The sequence below is a fragment of the candidate division KSB1 bacterium genome, from assembly GCA_034521575.1.
GTDB lineage: Bacteria > Zhuqueibacterota > Zhuqueibacteria > Residuimicrobiales > Krinioviventaceae > JAXHMJ01.
In genome coordinates this window covers 231,482-249,311 of record JAXHMJ010000005.1, presented here as the reverse complement: position 1 = coordinate 249,311, position 17,830 = coordinate 231,482, and the positions used below count along the sequence as shown (strand labels likewise).

The window sequence follows — 17,830 nt, the reverse complement described above, 5'->3', positions numbered from 1 at the left end:
TAAAAGTGCTTGATGATGCCTCAGACGGAAGACATGATGCAAGTAATAGAAGATGCCGATAATCTCAAACGTTCCGAATGAACGTTGTTCGGTGCTTCCCATAATGCTGGCAAAACCGATTTCGGCGATTTTCGGATTTTGTACCCCGAATATCTGATGCTCCCGCATCTACAGCCAGTTTCAGTTGTTTAATGGCGTCATTGAAAAAGGCAGTCGCAATACCTGTTCGATTCCCTGTTCCTAAATTCCTGGCTTGCCCCTTTTTTTGCGTTCTTGTCCAAAATTGGATATTTTATAAAAGTAAACCAAAAAAACGGGGTTTTTTACGGTGCCACACGAAGCGCACGAGATTGTAGCAATTGTCCGGATCAGCCAAGGGAGTTACTGTGCCTGGGAATGCACTCGCAACAGAAAGTCGTTGAATATAAATCTGAAACACTCGGATCGATTGGGATAAAGAGTGGTATACACGCCCAAAATTTGGTCTGTTAGAAATAAACGTCTCTGATCTTTTGAGAAGCGAAACACTAGGCAGATGGAATGGACCATCGAGTTGGACAATTTTTATGGCTGGTTTGACCTGCAGTCGATTGTATAAAATTGAAAGTGTTGCGATATGCCGCCAATTCTTTTATTAGGTATTATATTATTCACCGGTTACATAGTGGGAGAATTGTGTTTTCATTTTGGGCTACCCAAAGTACCAGGTTATATTTTGCCGGGATTGATCGTCAATCCCGGCATTACACATATTATTCCGGCTTCAGTCGTCGATCATACCAGTCTGGTAACCAATATTGCGTTATCATTTATTACTTTCTCTGTCGGCGGCACATTGCTGTATTCCAAAATCCGCACTCTGGGCAAATCTATTCTATATATTGTTCCTTTTGAAGCTGAATTCGCTTACCTGTTCGTTGCTGTCTCTTGTTTTTTTGGCTCCTTTGATCATGCCTTCTGAGCATGGTTTGTTGACATATTTTATCCCGCCTGGCTTGCTTTTGGCTTCTCTTGCTTCGCCAATAGACCCGTCTGCCACTTTGGCGGTCGAACATGAATATTATGCAAAGGGTGAGGTTACCTCCACTATCATGAGGGTTGCCGCATTTGATGACATTCTCGGAATTATTAACTTTAGTGTTAATATAAGCATTGCACATCAAGCTTTTTGTTATTTTTCGAGCGAGTGGGAAATATTGTGGTACGTTTCTTGGTTGTAAACTGTCAAAATCTTCTGCAAATGTTCAAAAATGTATCGCCGGTGGTCTGATTCCCCAGGGAGGTATTGTCATCGGTTTGACTTTGCTCATCAAACAAAATGAAGCGTTTGCTTCTTTTTCAGATGTTATTTTAAATGTTGTCATTAGGGCAACCATCATGCATGAAATTATTGCTCCCGTAATTTCAAAATTTGCACTTTTTTTTTAAAGCGGGTGAAAAGTCTTTATGCACAGTGAATTTTGTGAATAGAATGAGACAACTTGACTTTAATTGATTCATTAAAGAACAGAAATATAGAGTATTCGGATTCCTTGTACAATGAATTACAATCTCTTATTTCGAATCAAAATCAGACGATTCAATTATTAATTTCCAGTCTGCCAACCACAGGTAAAGATTTTATGCGATTTGACAGTCTGCAAATCTGTTGGGGAGGTGGTTTTGCGAATGATAAAGGGGTCATCATCGAATTCCCCGTCGTTTTTATTGAACCCCCCAAAGTGTTCATCACTCAGGCGTTAAGACAGGATTTAAGCGGGGTTACACATGTTACCGAATCAAGTGCAAAATTCTATACCTATGGTGGAAGGAATTTTATTAATTTTTGCGCAATTGGCAAATGGCAATGATTTCGTGACAGCAGGCAAGAGAATGATGATAATACAAGTTTTTGTTATGATTAAAGCCGTTGACGGCGTGAACCGGATTCGGTGCGAGATGTATGATACCTAAATTCGTTTGTGCCGTTTATGGAAAAAAAGTATTGCTTTATGGAATATCGGTTCAGAATGATCTTTTTATAACCTCTTCTTCTTGTGAATGCGTGTGATAGCAAAGATGCAAATTCTTATAGTCGCCCGGCGGCTCGTAGCGAAATTGGCAGGGGAATAGATAGGGCATTATATTCCGCCGAATTATGAGTGTCGGTGAACGACGCATGACTTGAACAAAATTGGGCTGCTTCCCTTAAAAAATGATGAAAACGATGCGTATTATTGACTTGACAAAAGACAGGGAACTGGATTATCTAACCTGTCTGGAAGAGTGGTCGGATGAAATCAAGGACGGCGTCTGTCGTAAAGAATGCTGGATGCGTTCGATGCTGGAGAACGGTTTGCGCGTGAAACTGGCGCGCAATAATGCCGGCGTGGTTGCCGGAATGATTCATTATGCACCGATTGAACACACCTGGGTCGAGGGGGAAAATCTTTACTTTGTCTATTGTATATGGGTGCACGGACACAAACAGGGACGCGGAGATATGAGAGGACATGGTGCAGGATCGATGCTATTGCAGGCTGCGGAAGACGATGCAAAGAGTCTGCGGGCCAAAGGTCTGGTTGTGTGGGGGATGCTGTTGCCGTTTTTTATGCGCGCAAAATGGTTTAAAAAACACGGATATCAAAAAGCCGATAGAAACGGGATCAGCGTATTGTTGTGGAAACCATTTGCAGAGGATGCCAGGCCTCCAAACTGGATCAAAGTGAAAAAGAAACCCGAGCCGGTTCCCGGCAAGGTTGTGGTCACCGCCCTGGCCAACGGTTGGTGTTCCGGAATCAACGGCATGATCGAACGTGCCAAACAAGTTTGCGGTGAATTCGGAGACCGGGTCATTTATCAGGAAATCGATACGAGCCAGCGATCTGTGATACGTGAATGGGGTTTGTCGGACGCATTATTTGTCGATGACAAAAATATTTACCAGGGACCGCCGCTGAGTTATGACAAGATCAGAAAGATCATTAAAAAAAAATTGTTTCAGCGCGGTTACTGAGACGAGCTTTCCTTTCCAGGAACGCATGATTGACCTCTTTTGAAAGAATGATTTTTGCACATGGAACGGTTGTAATACCCTGGGAAAATAATTTTTTCATTGCTTTTTAGCAAATTTTATCAAATATTCAGACTGCATGCAATGGATTGAACGAGTATTTCGTTCCCGAAAACAGGCAGGATTCGTTGCAGCCGGAGCCGGACATTTTCCGGAAATATTAAAGTCAAACAACAAAAGGAATTTGCCATGAACATACTGATCGCTGACAAGCTCGCTGATGTGACTGTTGAACAATTAGAGGCATTGGGGGCAACCGTATCAATGCAGCCTGATTTGGGTGCAGATGATTTATCGAAAGCGCTGGGAGATTCAGAAGTACTGGTCGTTCGCTCAACCAAAGTGACGCAGGCGGCCATTGAGGCGGCGTCTTCACTCTCGCTCATTATCCGTGCCGGCGCCGGGGTTAATACGATTGATCTCGAATGCGCGAGCCGTCACGGAATCTATGTGACCAATTGTCCCGGAAAAAATACCGCTGCCGTTGCCGAACTGGTCATCGGCTTGATCATCGCGGCGGACCGGAATATTGTCAATGCGGCTCAGGATTTGCGCAACGGAAAATGGCGTAAAAAACATTACAGCAGCCTGTCGCAGGGTTTAAAAGGCCGGACGCTGGGCATTATTGGTCTGGGATCGATCGGCAAGGCGGTGGCCAGACGCGCGCAGGGACTGGAGATGCAGGTGGCCGCCTGGTCGCGAAGCCTGACGCCTGAAACAGCTGAAGCGCTGGGGATTGAATATATTGATTCTGCTCAAAAGGTCGCTGAAACATGCGATGTCGTCAGCGTCCATTTGGCCTCAACACCAAAAACAGCCCATTTTATCGATGAGGATTTTCTGAGTCATATAAAAGATGGCGCGATTTTTATCAATACGTCGCGCGGCGAGGTGGTGGATACAGCCGCATTAAAGCAGGCGATGAAGACAAAAGGTCTGCGGGTGGGGCTGGATGTGTATGAGAACGAACCGGCTGCCGGAGATTCTGCATTTGAAGCGACGGATATGGCACAGGCCGTAACGGGTACGCCGCACATTGGCGCTTCAACCAGGGAAGCGGCGCAAGCGATCGCGGATGAGGTGGTCAATATTGTCAATGCGTATCGGTATACGGGAACGCCGATCAATGTCGTCAATTTGCAGAAACAATCGACTGCGGTGAACAAACTGGTGGTTCGGCATTACAACAAAGTCGGTGTTCTGGCCGGTGTGCTGGATGAACTGCGCGGCGCCAATATCAATATTGAAGAAATGCAGAATATTATTTTCGATGGCGGTCGGGCTGCTTCGTGCACGCTTCAGCTGGACGACAGTGTGTCGCCTGAATTGATCCGCAAACTTGCAGATATGGAACATATTATACAGATTGCTAAAGCTTAGGTTTATAGCGGAACACAGACAGGGTATACGAGAACAATAATATCGTTTAGACTTGCATATCCACGGATTATTTATGTTGATGTGGATGCGTAAAGTGCGACTGATGTCGCCCCTTCAGGGCTTGGTGTGGGTGCATGCATGATCCCCGGGCGCTGCCCGGGGCTTTTGTATACCGCCCCTTCAGGGCTGGTTGTTTGCGTGGAGGGTATAGGATGGAAATTTGAGAAAAAAGTACGGGTTTGACATTCATATACGGATGGCTTGTCGATTTGGTTTGAGCGATCAGATGCGCCTGATGTCGCCCCTTCAGGGCTTGGGTTGGGTGCATGAATGATCCCCGGGCGCTGCCCGGGGCTTTTGTATACCGCCCCTTCAGGGCTGGTTGTTTGCGTGGAGGGTATAGGATGGAAATCTTGAGAAAAAAGTACGGGTTTGACATTCATATTCGGATGGCTTGTCGATTTGGTTTGAGCGATCAATGCGTCTGATGTCGCCCCTTCAGGGCTTGGGTTGGGTTCATGCATGATCCCCGGGCGTTGCCCGAAGCTGACAGCGCCCTTTCAGGGTTGGTTGTTTGCGTTGAGGACATGGGATGGGTTGCGAAACATGCAGGGCGTTCGGATCGGGTAGCTTTTTCTATTCACGCTGGCGGCATATTTCAAACGCTGAAAGGGCGATATCGGTTTTCCGGGTGGCAGGGTGTGCATATTTCAACAAGTTTGATCGGATGGTTTCACGATTGACTCTTTGTTTTGCTAACCAGAATGTTTATCTTTTGAAAACGTTACAGAATTTAATAAATCAGGATACAAACGATTATGCAATACCTGGAAAACAATTGGGCGCTGGTGACCGGCGCCAGTCGGGGAATCGGGCGGCAGATTGCCTGCGGTTTGGCGGAACGAAAATGTAATGTTATTGTGCATGCCCGAACAGATTTACATACGGCGGAAACACTGGATTTACTGAGCAATTACGGCATCGAAACTTTTGCGATTTCCGCTGATTTGTCTCTAACATCTGAAATTGATGATATGATTGGCCGGCTGAAAACCGGACCGGCGATTGATATTTTGTACAACAATGCAGCGATTCAGAACAAGTGGGATGAAATTTGGGATATCGACCAGGACGAGTGGCTGCGCACCCTGCAGATCAATTTATTTGCCATGATCCGCATCTGCAATGCGATTGCGCCGGATATGAAGAAACGCGGATTCGGGCGTATTGTAAATCTGACCTCCGGTATCAGGGATGTGCCTCAGCTTTCACCGTATAGCGTCTCCAAAGCGGCTGTGGACAAATACAGCATGGATCTGGCCGCGGAACTGCGGGGAACCAATGTACTGGTGAATCGGCTGGATCCGGGATGGCTGCGCACGGATATGGGCGGGGAGCACGCGCAGCATGAGGTCGAAACCGTCCTGCCCGGCGCTTTGGTGCCGGCCTTACTGGAGGATAACGGTCCCAGCGGTGAATTATTCGAAGCGCAAAATTACAGAGATTTTAAGGGATGATCGGGATGGCCATCTGATTGATTTTAAAGATACAGGGGGAATCTGTCAAATACTTGTTTTGATTTTTGCATGTGTCTGTTCATTCTCATCTCTTGCAGTAAAAAAATGGGTTTTATCCAGTGATGGGTCTGTCATTTGTGATGATTATTTTGGTGATTTTTGATAACATGGGTCGGGAGGCGATATGAAGTTATATACAGGTTTGGTTACACTTGTTTGTGTAGGGCTTTTTTACCATATCGGTGCATGTGATATTCAAATTCAGGGTTTGGTTGCGGATACGAAAGGTGAGCCGGTAGCCAACGCGCTTGTTGAATTGTATACTGTGGCGGATTCTTTATTGGTTCAGGATCGTACGGATAATAGCGGACATTATGTGCTTTGGCTCACAACAAGAGTTGGTATAGAATCCAGTTCCGGGAACCTTTCAACTGCATCAAAATTATCCCAATCCTTTTCATACATCTACGAGTATATCCTGGGAATCCGTTACCCATGATCAATTCACTCTTGTCATCCGAAATATCCTGGGACAACGAGTAAAGAGCTTTGACAGCTATACTGGAAACGGATTTAATCAGATTATATGGAACGGGAGAGATGAACATGGAAACCTGGCGCCGGCCGGAGTTTATTTTTACAGTCTGTTTGCTGAACATAAACGTGTTCACAAAAAAATGCTGTTGGTTGATAAAGGTATAGCCAATCAGGTGAATTTGACACCGGATTTGGCCAATACTGGATTTCTCAACAAAACCAGTCGGGATCATTATATCCTGCGGGTTTCCGGAAATGAAATTGAACCCTTTGAACAGCGCAACCTTGTCATTACCGATAATATGACATTGAATGTGACGGTTATCCGGACGGTATCCTCGGTTACAGATATTGACGGCAACGAGTATCGCACGGTTAAGATTGGTGATTTATGGTGGATGGCGGAAAATCTCCGAGTCACCCATTATCGCAATGGAAAAGATATCCCTCAGGTCACCGGAACGGCGGAATGGGGACAGACAACAAGCGGCGCTTTTTGCAACTATGAGAATGATGCGTTGTATACGGAACCCTATGGCCGCTTGTACAACTGGTATGCTGTGACCCATCCGGATGGATTGGCGCCTGAAGGCTGGCGCATACCCACAGACCGGGAATGGAAGGATATCGAGATTTATCTGGGTATGAATGAACTGCAGGCGGATATGCCGGGCTGGCGCGGGACAAATGAAGGCGGAAAATTGAAAGCTACTGGTACCATTGAGGACGGCACCGGTCTCTGGTTTCCGCCCAATACCGGCGCCACCAATGAAAGCGGATTCAGTGCAATTCCGGCCGGGTACCGGGACCAGAACGGGTATTTTTTCTATCTGGGGTTTTCCACGGCTTTTTTCTGGACCAAAACAGAAGCTGAAACCGGTTCTCCTCTCTGTCGTATTCTCGAATATAATCGTGCCGACATTATGCGCACCCGTTACAGCAAGGTGCATGGATTATCGGTGCGTTGTGTGTCTGATTCTAATACGGGCAAGATGAAATAAAAATGAAAGTTGATAAAGAACTCATTTTACGAACATTTTTACTATGTTTAATTTTTATATTTATCTCTGTTACCGTGGGAAAAGAACGACCAAAGATCGCCCTGGTGCTGTCCGGCGGCGGCGCCAAAGGCATTGCCCATATCGGTACGCTGAAAATGCTGGATTCACTGGATATTCCGATCGATTATATCGTCGGAACCAGCATGGGAGGAATTGTCGGTGCGTTGTATGCCGTTGGATATAGCGGAGATTCTCTCGAGGTTCTGGCAAAGCAAACCGACTGGCAGGAGGTACTCAGCGATGAACCGCTGCGGGCTGATTTGCCGTTTTTCGAAAAACGCGAGACCGGCAGGTACCAGCTGAAATTCGGATTAAAAGGATTGCGGCCGCGGCCCAGCACTGGTGTGATTGCCGGGCAAAAGATTTATCTGTTATTTTCTGATCTCTCCGGATATGTCTTCTTTATCCATGGTGGATTTTAATCGCGGGAAAATTGAAGAAATTCTTCAACGCGGGGATACAGCGGCTCACAAGGCTCTGCCGGTATTGATCCAATTAAAAACAGAATACAATCCTGGTTCCACTGCTGGAAACGAATCCGCAACAGAACAAACAGCTGTATCCCGTGAATCTGCTGTAGAAGAAACGATCATTCATGATATCCATATTCAGGGCAACGAAACCCTAAGCTTTTCATTTATCTATCGTCTTCTCGGGATCAAACCGGGGGATGTACTGGATACGGATGTGATCACCCGGAAAATTATGAATTTATATGCATTGGGGTATTTTCAGTATATTCAGTATCATGTTGAACCGATATTCGACAATATGGTGAATCTGGTGTTTACGGTCAAGGAACGCACTCTGCGGCGGTTACGACTGGGACTCCGTTATGACAGTCAGTACAAGGCTGTGGCCAACATCAGTGTAAAGGCAACAAACTACCTGATTCCCGGAATTCGTTTTGTAAACGAATTGCAGTTCGCCGGGTTATGGCGATGGTATTTTAAAACATATTATCCGTCCCGCGGGCTGGATTTGCCTATTTATCCCTATGTTCATGTATTATATAAAGATATTCCGGTTGAATTTACTGACGGTTATGGGGATAAAATTGCGGAATACAGCGACCGCTCCACGACTGCCGGTGTTGGGCTGGGTTTACTGTTTTCACGCGAAATGACGGCAGAACTGGAATATCAGTACGAGAAAATGAATATCAAAACAAGCATTGCTCCTGCCGATCCGAATCTGTTTCCGGTCTGGAAGGATAAATTGCGCAAATTAAAGCTTTCCTTGATATTCGATACCCTGGATGATGTGCTGCTGCCGAGATACGGTGTGTCGGCAAACGGCGTCTACGAAGGGAGTTATCAAAAATTCGGCACAGACTTTTCGTATAATTTGTATCATTTGGACCTTGATGTTTATCACACTTTGTTCTCTCGGCACACGTTGAGGTTTCATGGCTTTTACGGCGACGGCTCTTCTATTCCGGTTTACAAGTTTATGTGTCAAAGCGGCCCCGAGCATTTTGCAGGGATGCAGTACGATCAATTGCGGGCCGGCAGATTAAAAGTACTGCGCCTGGATTACCGCTATCAGATCACTGAATCGGTGTTTGCAAAACTCATGTACAATACGGCGTTTGATATGGAACTGCGGGATCGATCCGGGGCGTACACTCCTCATGATGTGCATGGATACGGATTCGGAGTCAAGGTGCTTTCACTTGTGGGCCCCATTGAATTGATCGTCAGCCGGGAAATGAGAATCTGCTCGGTTCTCCCGATATGCAGACAGTGACCTGTTTTAAGTTCGGGTATAAATTTTAAGACTGCGGTTTGTCACAGGGATTGATGTTGACAGATGTGTGTTCGTCCCGGCTGATGTGGTAAGGAAAGTATGAATCCGGCCGGCATTCTCATACCGGCCGGGGGAAGACTATGTGCCCGGGTGCGGATTTATCTTTTCCTGCTGCTCTATGATTATTCTCAATTGTTCCAGATGATCCAGCAGCGCCCGGCTGCCTTTGGCAGTGATGCTGTAGGAGGTTTGCGGTTTTTTCCCGACAAATTTTTTCTCCACACTGATATAGCCGTGCTCTTCAAGTTTGCTCAAATGAGTGCTCAATGCCCCGTCCGAAGCGCCGGTCTGTTCTTTGAGCCAGGTGAACTGAGCGCTGAGAACGGTATTGAGTATGGACAAAACCGCCAGACGAACCGGAGCATGAACAATCGGATCAAGATTTTGGATTTGTTCACGGTTCATGATTTCAGTTCCTGTTTGTATTTACGATTCAGGGCCATACCCGGCAGGATGAATCCGCACACCAGAATGACAATCATGGCGATCCCACGCACCGGAAACTGTACGTTCTGTGTGTATGCCATAACCAAGGCGCCGGCCCAGGCAACCGCCCCGCCCCGGTAAAAAGTATTCATCTCATTAATGGCTCCCGAAATAAACAGAATAACGCCAAATAGCAGTGCTGCAAACACGGGGGCAAGCGACCAGGTGTAAACGTGTGTCAGGGGAAATAAAAGTGAAGTGATCACAATGGCAAAAGAGCATACACTGACGACTGTACGGTTGATAACGTTTGCAAAAGTCCGGACATTTTTGTGGTCAATGCGGCTGGTGATGATGCCGCCAATTACGGCGAGAATGACCGTCAGACCCAGCATAGCGGGCATGACCCAGTTATAAAGTCCAAGCAGTTCCAATGCTGTGACAATGACGACAAATGCAATACAGGCAATACCGATGAATATAAACAAAGCGCCGGATTCTGCTGTTCTGCGACTGGTTTTTTCAATCATGTTTTTAATGATTGAAATTTCCTGCTGAATGTTATTTTGATTCATTTTCAGTTCTCCTGTAAGATTAAAGTACTTTGAATTACAAAGTACAATATATGATAAAGTCGTTAAAAGTCAAGTATTTTTTTCTTTGATTTCTATTTTGGCTTTTGTACATTTTGTTCAGAAATTTTTAAGGATACAATTTTACAGGAATCTACTCTGAATACACAACGACGAACTATGGCGCTGTTTTTTATTCTGCTGGCCGGCTTTTTGTTTGCATCGCATGAAGTGATACCGCACGAACACCATGATGTGGTATGCGCACCGATGCAGGTTCATCATGATAGCCATGCAGAGACGGCAGAACCCAATGACAGCAACTGTGATCACTGTCATGCGTTCGGCGAGCCGGTTGTAGACTGGGGCGCGGACAAAGATTTCGTTGTTGCTGTAAACTTGTTGATTGATCCTCTGGTTTCGGAATACCGCAAAAGACGATGCGGATTTATTTTTTCCGATGCCGGTTTTAATTCTGTACCTGCCTATTTATCCTCGCGCTCTCCTCTCAGAGCTCCCCCTTTCTGATTTTATTAGAAAACTGTTTGCTGATATTTTAGGTTTGCCTGCTGAAAACCTGACGGGAATTTTGTGTTTACATGCCGTTTCGTTATCGGCGTGGCAGATCAAAGCTGTTTAATTCTAAAAATCGGACTGTTATGATAAATAAAATAATTGCGTTTTCTGTCAGAAACAAATTTGTTATCGCTTTGTTCACAGCGGCCTGGATTGCGTGGGGTCTGTACTCACTGTTCCATCTGCCGTTGAACACATTACCTGATCTTACCAATAATCAGGTCAAAGTGACCACCTGGTCGCCGGATCTGGCAACTGAAGAGGTTGAGCGGCTGATCACATACCCCATTGAACTGGAATTGGGCAATCTACCCGGTCTGCAGGAAATTCGTTCTGTATCCAAGTTTGGGTTATCGGATATTACGCTGGTCTTTGAAGACAAGATGGGCATGTACAAACCGCGCCAGCTGGTGCGGGAAAAACTGGAAACTGCCGCGGAAAAGCTGCCGCCCGGCGTCGGCCGGCCCTCCATTGGTCCTATGACCACGGGGCTGGGTGAGATTTATCAGTATGTGCTGTATGCCAAACCGGGGTATGATTCGGTGTACACGGCTATGGACCTGCGTGAGATTCAGGACTGGATCGTGAAAAAAGAATTGATCAATATCCCCGGTGTTGTGGGGGTGAATACCATGGGCGGATATTTAAAACAATATGAAGTAGCGGTCAATCCGGTCAGGCTGCGGAGCTATAATCTATCCATTATGGATATCTTTAGGTCGCTGCAGCAAAACAATGCCAATGCCGGCGGCAGCTATATTGAAAAAAACCGGCGCGCCTACTTTATTCGCGGGGAGGGATTGACCCGCTCTCTTGATGATATTCGCGCGGTTGTGCTCGGCAATGAAAACGGTATGCCGTTGAGGATCGGTGATGTGGCAACCGTCAGGTTCGGACATGCTCCGCGCTTCGGCGCTTTTACGTATAATGGCACCGGTGAGGCGGTCGGCGGCAAGATCATGATGCTGCGCGGAGAGAATCCGGCGGATGTGATTACCAATGTAAAAGAACGGCTGCCGCGGGTGCGCGCGGCCCTGCCGGAAGGTGTGGAACTGACGCCGTTTCTGGACCGTTCCACGTTGATTCGCGAAACCACAAACACGGTCACCGAAAATCTGGCGCTGGGCGCTTTAATTGTGGTTTTTGTGCTCGTGCTGCTGATGGGCAGCATGCGTTCCGGTTTGATTACCGCTTCGGTGATTCCGTTGTCTCTGCTTTTTGCCCTGGGGGTGATGTATACCTTTGATTTTTCCGCCAATCTCATCAGTCTGGGGGCTGTGGATTTCGGGATTATCGTGGATGGGGCGCTGATCATTGTTGAGTTTATTGTGTTTCAGATCAGCCGCAAACGCTCGGTTTTAATCGCTTCCAGGGGACGGCTATTGAGTTCAGATATAGATGATATCACCATCTGGTCTGCGGGACGTATGATGCGCACCGCGTTTTTCGGTCAGATGATCATTCTCATTGTTTTTATCCCTATTCTGACACTCACGGGACAGGAAGGCGATATGTTCAAACCCATGGTTATCACATTTGGGTCGGCGCTGATTGGTGCGATTATTCTGTGTTTTACCTATGTTCCAATGATGTCGGCCCTGCTCCTGCGGCCTGAAAAAAGCGAAAGAAGCAGCTTTGCCGACCGGTTTATCATTTGGCTGCGCAAACGTTACCAGCAGCTGCTGCGCCGGGCCTTGCGTTACCGATATGCGGTGACCGCTATTATTGTTCTGTTGTTTGCCGTGGCACTGTTTCTGTTCACCCGGTTGGGCTCGGTTTTTATTCCACAGCTTGATGAAGGTGATTTTGCTATTCATCCCATTCTCCAGCCGGGAACATCTCTGCAGGAAACGGTTGAGATTAATACCCGGCTTGAGCAGATCCTGCTGACCGGGTTTCCGGATGAAGTGGAGCAGGTTGCCACCAAAATCGGTACGGGTGAAATCCCGACTGATCCCATGTCTCTGGAAATGGCTAAAATGATCATCAATCTGAAACCCCGGGATGAATGGACCCGAACCGACAGCAAGAATGAGCTGGCACAGATGATGAAGCATGAAATGTCCGCAGAAATCCCGGGAGTGAGTTTTTTCTTCTCCCAGCCCATTGAAATGCTGTTCAAACACCTGATGACCGGATCAACAGCGGATATCCTGCTGAACATTTACGGCAGTGATCTGGACACCTTGTACCGCCTCGGCAATGAAGCGCAGTCGATTATCCGGGACATACCCGGAGCCGGAGACCTCAACGTGCAAAAAGTAGTCGGACTGCCGCAGATCATCATTCGTTATGACCGGGACCGGCTGGCGTTGTACGGGCTGGATATTGAGACGCTCAACCGCACGATCCAGTTTGGCTATTCCGGAGCAACGGCAGGAATCATTTACGAGGGCGAACGCCAGTTTTCCCAGGTGGTGCGTCTTGAAAAAGGTTATCGGAATAATCCGGATGCCATCGGTGAGTTGTATATCAAACGGCCGAACGGGGAACAGGTGCAGCTGAAACAACTGGCTGATATTTCCATACAGACCGGGCCGGCTGCCATTTCCCGCGAGGATGTCAAGCGGAAACTTGAAGTGGATATCAATGTGAGCGGCCGGGATACCGAGACCTTTGTCAGAGAGATGCAGAGCCGGCTGCAGCAGCATCTGAATCTGCCGCGCGGCTATAATCTCACCTATGAAGGCGATTTCAAAAGTCTGCAGCGTGCCAAGAAACGCTTGTCCTGGGTGGTGCCGATGGTTCTGGGGCTCATATTTACACTTTTGTATTTTACATTTCGATCCTTAAAACAGGCGGCTCTGGTGTTTTCTGCGGTGCCGCTGGCTGCTATTGGAGGCGTGTTTTCACTTTGGATTCGCGGCATGCCGTTCAGCATATCGGCGGGTATCGGATTCATTGCCTTGTTCGGAATCGCGGTTCTGGACGGCGTGGTTCTGATCAGCTTCTTCAACGAACTCAAGGCGGAAGGTATGAACAATGTGTATCGTAGAGTTTATCACGGCACCGACATGCGGGTGCGTCCGGTCATTCTCACATCACTGACAGATGTGTTCGGATTTCTGCCGATGGCGATTTCAACCTCGTCCGGCGCTGAAGTACAACGGCCTTTGGCGACGGTGGTAATCGGCGGTCTGATTTCCGCGACCGTTCTAACATTGATTTTATTGCCGATCATTTATTCATTCAGCGAACAGAAAAAGGGAATTCCAACCCTTGCTAAAATCGCCGGACGAATAATAAAGGGAGGTCAGAGCCGAATGTCTACACTTTTACTTATTTTGATTATAATGCTGCCAACCGGTGCATGTGCCCGCAATCTGTATCAGCCGGACACCCGCATGACCCTGCAGGAGGCTATTGACACGGCGCTAAAACGTTATCCCGCTGTCAAAGCAGGGGAGCTGCAGGTGAAACAGAGTCGGCAGCAGCGCAGGGCTACCTGGGATTTACCGGATACCCGGTTTATCTACGAACAGGAAAATCCTGACGGCGCCGAGATCTGGTCTGTGGAACAGGAGTTTGATTTTCCGCTGCAGACCTTATCCCGGAACCGGGCTGCCCGGCAGCAAATTGTTCAAAGCAGCCGGATGCTGGAGCAGATCCGGGCGCGATTGAAACGTGATGTGCGGTTTGCGTTTATGAATGTCTTGTACGCCCGGGATCGCGCTGTTCTGATACGGGAACAATTGAGCGTGTTCAGGGACCTGGAAAAGGCCGGAAGACTGCGCTACGAAACCGGCGATGTGTCGATTCTGGAAAAAGTATCGGCAGAGGCCAAATATAATGATATTCTGGTTGCTCAGGAGCAGGGTCGGACTGACCTGGAGAATTACAAACGCGAACTGGCAAATTATCTGCAAACGGACCGGATGATAGAGCCGGCAGAAGATGAACTGTATCCGCTGCTGCCGGATACTCTGCGGATGAAAGAGTCGTTTCCGGGTCATAATTCTGAAATCCGGGTGTCTTACAGCCGCTGGATGGCGTTTCAGGCTGAGCACAGAGCAACCCGTTCCGAATCGTGGCCGGATCCGTTTTTCCGATACAGCCAGCGGGATTTACCCGGTTCGGGCAAAGCATCCGCTTTTGAACTTGGATTCAGGCTGCCGCTTGATATCTGGGCCGAACAGGGCAGGAATCGTGCAGCCCGATATGAAGCGCAGATTCAGCATCAGGAGTACCGCAACGTTAAAGGTCAGATTCAGGCTCTATTTGAAAATCTTCTGAACCGTATGAATACACTCAGGACACAACTCGATTATTACCGGGACAGCCGTTTGCGGCGGGCTGACCTGATCATGAAAAGCGCAAAAGAGCAGATTCAGGCTGGAAATATAGATTACCTCGATTATGTGCAGTATTTCGATCAGGCAACGGCCATCCGGTTGAATTACCTGGACGTACTGCGTGACTATAATAGGACAGTGATCGAATTGCATTATCTTACAGGACAATAAATTTATTATAGAGGATTAGAATATGAATCGTAAACAATTCATAATTGCGGCGCTTATACCGGCTGCCGGTATTGTGATGTCGGCATGCGGTCAAAGTGAATCGCCGCATACTGCAGATGCAGAACAGCATGCCCGTGAACATGCCGCGGAACGGTCACAACAACCTGTTCATGATCATTCAGCTGAAAAGTATGCTAAAGAGGCACAGCTCTGATGAACAACAGGTCGTGATTACTGAACGGCAAATGCAGTCCGCTGACATCCAGCTCGGTTCGATTCAGACACGGCATTTGTCGGATCAGATAGAGGTCTTTGGTGAGATTGTACTGCCGCCGTCGGCGCGAGCCACACTGAGTGCGGTTGTTGGCGGGGTTGTGCGGGATATTCAGGTGATCGAAGGTGATTACGTAAGCAAGGGCGATATTCTTACGTATATCGAACATCCGGATGTCGCGGAACTGCAAAAAGACTATCTACAGGCTCTTGTCCAGAGCGAATATCTGCGGACAGAGTATGAACGGCAAAAGCAACTGTTTGAAGATCAGGTGGGCGCGGCCAGAGATTTTCAAAAAGCAAAGGCCGAGTATTTTTCAAATCAAGTGCTGGTGGGCGGCTTGAAACAAAAACTCAAGTTGATGTATATTGATCCCGAGACATTGTCTCCGGAAACTATGACCAATCGCTATGCGGTGCAAACTCCGATCAGCGGATATGTCGCGGATGTTAATGTGAATACCGGACTGCATATTGCGCCTCAGCAGTCCCTGGCAATGATCATGGATACCAATCAGCTGCACATTGATCTCCGGGTGTATGAAAACGACATGCCGAAAATCCACACCGGACAACGGCTCGTCTTTACGCTGGCCAATCAGTCAAAGTTTGATATTTTTGAGGGCAGCATTATGAAAACAGCCCGGCAAATTGACCCGCAGCGGCGTACAGCCCTCGTGCACGCGAGTATTGCGGACCCGCAAGACAGCATGCTTCCGGGTATGCCGGTATGGGCTCATATTCAAGCGGGCGGGGAAAAAGCCGCTGTGCTTCCCGAAGAAGCATTTGTCACAGACCAGGGAACGGATTATGTGTTTCAACTCGTATCCGTGTCCGGGGAGGAAGGCCATCATACGGGAGAAACCCATGCCGGCCATGCGGAGCACGCTCCTGAACCTCCGCCCGAATATGTTTTTGAAAAACTGCATGTGAAAACCGGACTGTCGGGCGGCGGATATATTACAGTCCGTTTTGAGACCCCCGTTTCCGAGCAGGCGCAATTTGCGGTTCACAATGCACAGGCGCTGTTGTCCGAGATGAAAAAAGGCGGCGATGGCCACGGACATGCGCATTAGCAGCGCCGGCAGCACGAAATATTTGTTCCGGCGCTATCGTTTATATTATTGTATTGATGGTGAGCATACATTGTGTGCTCACCATCTCTGTTATTCATAACAAGGACGGTAAAGAATCTGGATTCAGGATTTATGGGACATTCACACGATCTACATAAGAATTATAATACGGCTTTTGCCGTCGGGATCGGGCTGAACATACTCTTTGTTGCTATCGAGATTATTTACGGTTTGATCGCCAATTCGTCGGCATTGCTGGCTGACGCCGGCCACAACGCCAGCGATGTGCTGAGCCTGGTGTTTGCCTGGACCGCCACCTGGCTGGCCACTCTAAAACCCAAAGGCAAATATACCTACGGCTTGCGCAAATCCACGATACTGGTTTCCATTCTCAACGCTTTGCTGCTGCTGGGTGCGGTGCTGGTGATCGGCTGGGATGCCTTTGGTAAATTCCGCAATCCCGAACCTGTGGCCGGAGGACAGGTGATGATCGTGGCCGGTATCGGTGTGATCATCAATACGGTCACGGCATTATTGTTTATCCGTGGCCAAAAGCAGGATCTGAATATAAAGGGCGCGTTTCTGCACATGGCGGCGGATGCGGGTGTGTCCCTGGGTGTGGTAATTGCGGGTTTTTTGATCACCCTGACCGGCAAACTGTGGATCGATCCCGTGACCAGTTTTGTTATCATTGCGATAATTTTATGGTCAACCTGGGAGCTGTTCAGAGACTCTCTGGATCTGGCTCTGGATGCGGTGCCCGGACATATTGATTCGGAAAAGGTGCGAACGTTTCTCCTGTCCCGGGAACGGGTTGAGGATATACACGATCTGCACATCTGGGCCATGAGCACCACGCAGGTCGCATTGACCGCACATTTGGTGATGCCCGGTGGTCAGGATGATGAGTTTATGGTTCAACTCAACAAAGATCTCCGGAAAAAATTCGGAATAGAGCATACCACACTTCAGGTTGAGAGCAGCCGACTGGATCAAAAATGTAAGAATATTTGCTGAAAAATCATCCGTTTACGCTGTATAATTATTGGTTTCTGGTTCTTTATTCATTTGTCCGCAATATTAAAGCT

At 47.7% G+C, this 17,830-nt stretch carries 17 protein-coding genes; 15 read left to right on the top strand and 2 right to left on the bottom strand.

All coding sequences use genetic code 11. From position 1 onward, the window contains the following. Positions 1-715: 715 nt before the first annotated feature. The 10 genes from U5R06_13945 (at position 716) to U5R06_13900 (ending at position 9,296) form a co-directional block, all read left to right on the top strand. Positions 716-961 (top strand): hypothetical protein, encoded by a 246-nt coding sequence (locus tag U5R06_13945; GenBank protein MDZ7723870.1) that lies wholly within the window; start codon positions 716-718, stop codon positions 959-961. Positions 962-1,152: 191 nt separating this feature from the next. Beyond that, positions 1,153-1,428, top strand: a complete 276-nt coding sequence (locus tag U5R06_13940) for a hypothetical protein (GenBank protein MDZ7723869.1) — start codon at positions 1,153-1,155, stop codon at positions 1,426-1,428. 53 nt (positions 1,429-1,481) lie between these two features. Next, positions 1,482-1,850 carry a hypothetical protein gene (locus U5R06_13935; GenBank protein ID MDZ7723868.1) on the top strand — a complete coding sequence of 123 codons (369 nt, stop codon included), beginning with the start codon at positions 1,482-1,484 and terminating at the stop codon, positions 1,848-1,850. Positions 1,851-2,206: 356 nt separating this feature from the next. Continuing rightward, positions 2,207-2,995 carry a GNAT family N-acetyltransferase gene (locus tag U5R06_13930; GenBank protein ID MDZ7723867.1) on the top strand — a complete coding sequence of 263 codons (789 nt, stop codon included), beginning with the start codon at positions 2,207-2,209 and terminating at the stop codon, positions 2,993-2,995. Between the two features lie 246 nt (positions 2,996-3,241). After that, a complete protein-coding gene (locus tag U5R06_13925) occupies positions 3,242-4,432 on the top strand; it encodes a 3-phosphoglycerate dehydrogenase family protein (GenBank protein MDZ7723866.1) in 1,191 nt (396 codons plus the stop codon). A gap of 818 nt (positions 4,433-5,250) precedes the next feature. Beyond that, on the top strand, positions 5,251-5,949 hold the full coding sequence (locus U5R06_13920) for an SDR family oxidoreductase (GenBank protein MDZ7723865.1): 699 nt from the start codon (positions 5,251-5,253) through the stop codon (positions 5,947-5,949). Positions 5,950-6,133: 184 nt separating this feature from the next. Next, entirely contained in the window at positions 6,134-6,448 is a 315-nt protein-coding gene (locus U5R06_13915; GenBank protein ID MDZ7723864.1) for a carboxypeptidase-like regulatory domain-containing protein, read from the top strand. 178 nt (positions 6,449-6,626) lie between these two features. Continuing rightward, on the top strand, positions 6,627-7,487 hold the full coding sequence (locus U5R06_13910; GenBank protein ID MDZ7723863.1) for a fibrobacter succinogenes major paralogous domain-containing protein: 861 nt from the start codon (positions 6,627-6,629) through the stop codon (positions 7,485-7,487). 2 nt (positions 7,488-7,489) lie between these two features. Next, positions 7,490-7,969: a patatin-like phospholipase family protein gene (locus U5R06_13905; protein MDZ7723862.1), complete on the top strand. Its 480-nt coding sequence runs from the start codon at positions 7,490-7,492 to the stop codon at positions 7,967-7,969. Further along, entirely contained in the window at positions 7,941-9,296 is a 1,356-nt protein-coding gene (locus U5R06_13900) for a POTRA domain-containing protein (GenBank protein ID MDZ7723861.1), read from the top strand. The genes U5R06_13905 and U5R06_13900 overlap by 29 nt, the downstream gene beginning before the upstream one ends. 138 nt (positions 9,297-9,434) lie before the next feature. Here the strand turns inward: U5R06_13900 and U5R06_13895 are convergent, their stop codons facing one another. After that, positions 9,435-9,761, bottom strand: coding sequence for a transcriptional regulator (locus U5R06_13895; protein ID MDZ7723860.1), 327 nt, complete (start codon positions 9,759-9,761; stop codon positions 9,435-9,437). Continuing rightward, positions 9,758-10,357 (bottom strand): hypothetical protein, encoded by a 600-nt coding sequence (locus U5R06_13890; GenBank protein ID MDZ7723859.1) that lies wholly within the window; start codon positions 10,355-10,357, stop codon positions 9,758-9,760. Before U5R06_13890 ends, U5R06_13895 begins: the two co-directional genes overlap by 4 nt. Positions 10,358-10,534: 177 nt before the next feature. Between U5R06_13890 and U5R06_13885 the strand changes: the two genes are divergently transcribed. The 5 genes from U5R06_13885 (at position 10,535) to U5R06_13865 (ending at position 17,759) form a co-directional block, all read left to right on the top strand. Further along, positions 10,535-10,882 (top strand): hypothetical protein, encoded by a 348-nt coding sequence (locus tag U5R06_13885; GenBank protein ID MDZ7723858.1) that lies wholly within the window; start codon positions 10,535-10,537, stop codon positions 10,880-10,882. 131 nt (positions 10,883-11,013) lie between these two features. Next, on the top strand, positions 11,014-15,393 hold the full coding sequence (locus U5R06_13880; protein ID MDZ7723857.1) for a CusA/CzcA family heavy metal efflux RND transporter: 4,380 nt from the start codon (positions 11,014-11,016) through the stop codon (positions 15,391-15,393). Positions 15,394-15,415: 22 nt separating this feature from the next. Further along, entirely contained in the window at positions 15,416-15,607 is a 192-nt protein-coding gene (locus U5R06_13875) for a hypothetical protein (GenBank protein MDZ7723856.1), read from the top strand. Then, positions 15,585-16,742, top strand: a complete 1,158-nt coding sequence (locus U5R06_13870; GenBank protein ID MDZ7723855.1) for an efflux RND transporter periplasmic adaptor subunit — start codon at positions 15,585-15,587, stop codon at positions 16,740-16,742. The genes U5R06_13875 and U5R06_13870 overlap by 23 nt, the downstream gene beginning before the upstream one ends. Positions 16,743-16,874: 132 nt before the next feature. Then, entirely contained in the window at positions 16,875-17,759 is an 885-nt protein-coding gene (locus U5R06_13865) for a cation diffusion facilitator family transporter (protein MDZ7723854.1), read from the top strand. The last annotated feature ends 71 nt before the right edge of the window (positions 17,760-17,830 follow it).